The sequence below is a fragment of the Micromonospora sp. ALFpr18c genome, assembly GCF_008868155.1.
Lineage (GTDB): Bacteria > Actinomycetota > Actinomycetes > Mycobacteriales > Micromonosporaceae > Micromonospora.
In genome coordinates this window covers 1-1,209 of the sequence record NZ_WBKR01000406.1, presented here as the reverse complement: position 1 = coordinate 1,209, position 1,209 = coordinate 1, and the positions used below count along the sequence as shown (strand labels likewise).

The 1,209-nt window shown below is 66.7% G+C and carries 1 protein-coding gene; it reads right to left on the bottom strand.

Going from position 1 to position 1,209, the window contains the following annotated elements; translation table 11 throughout:
- Nucleotides 1–41: 41 nt before the first annotated feature.
- Nucleotides 42–1,209 (bottom strand): IS3 family transposase (locus F8271_RS31430; protein ID WP_151493398.1); only part of this gene is annotated, 1,168 nt, incomplete at its 5' end.

Genomic DNA, 1,209 nt, shown 5'->3' with positions numbered 1-1,209 from the left:
CGGAGCCTGTCAAGTCAACTGAGACATTTTCTTGATTTTGTTTAGCTTTGTGCTGCTGGTTGGTTAAGCACAGGCGAGGCGGTGGTCTGTGCGGGGTCGCTGTTGTCGGGTTTGTTGATCCATGCCCGGTCCGGGAGGCGGGGCGGGCGTGGACGGCGGCGGCCGAACCGTTGCGGGTACGCGGCCCAGGCCGTGTCGAGGGTCTGTTGTCGCTGTTCACGGATCTGTCCGGCGGTGCCGTGATGCACCGATGCCGGGGTGTGCAGGCCGACCCCGGAGTGCCGGTGTTCGTGGTTGTAGTAGGTGTAGAACGCCTCGCAGTGCTGCCGGGCGTGCTGGATCGACCCGAACCGCTCGGGAAACGTCGGGTCGTACTTCAATGTCTTGAAGCTGGCCTCGATGTACGGATTGTCGTTGGATGTCTTTGGGCGGCTGTGACTACGGCCGATTTTCAGATCGGTCAGCAGTTGGGTGACGGTCTTGCTGGTCATCGCGGCGCCACGGTCGGCGTGCACGGTCAACTGATCGGCATCGACGCGTTCGCGGGCGGCGGCGTCAGCGATCAGCGCCTCGGCGAGTTGGCCGTCCTCGTGCGCGGCGACCAGGTGCCCGACGACGTAACGGGACCAGATGTCGATCACGGTGTAGAGGTGGAACCAGACGCCTCGGTCCGGGCCGCGCAGCTTGGTGATGTCCCAGGACCAGACCTGGTTCGCCGCGTCGGCCACGAGTTCGGGTTTGGTGCGGGCCGGATGTGTGGCCTGGCTGCGGCGTTCGCCGCTCTGTCCAGCAGCCCGCAGAATCCGGTACATCGTGGACTCCGAGCACCACCAGCGGCCCTCGTCGAGCTCGCGGGCCCACACCTGCGCCGGCGCCAGGTCGGCGTATTCGGGGCGGTTCAGCAGTTGCAGCACCTGCTCACGTTCGGCCTCGGACAGCGCCGACGGCGGTGGCTTGCGCGGCGCCCGCGGCCGTGAGACCAGCGGTGGTGTGCGGTGCCGGTAGAGCGTCGCGCGAGAGACACCGGTCAGCCGGCAGGCCCCGGCGATGCCCCACGCCGGGGTCAGCGCCTGCTGTGCCTCGGCGAGGACGGGTTCGGCATCGGCGCGGAATCCGCGCTCTCGGAGAGCAGTTCCAAGAGCGCGTGCGCTTTTCCCATGATCGACAGTGCGGTTTCGGTCTTGGTCAGCTTGGCCTGTAAGCGGGCAT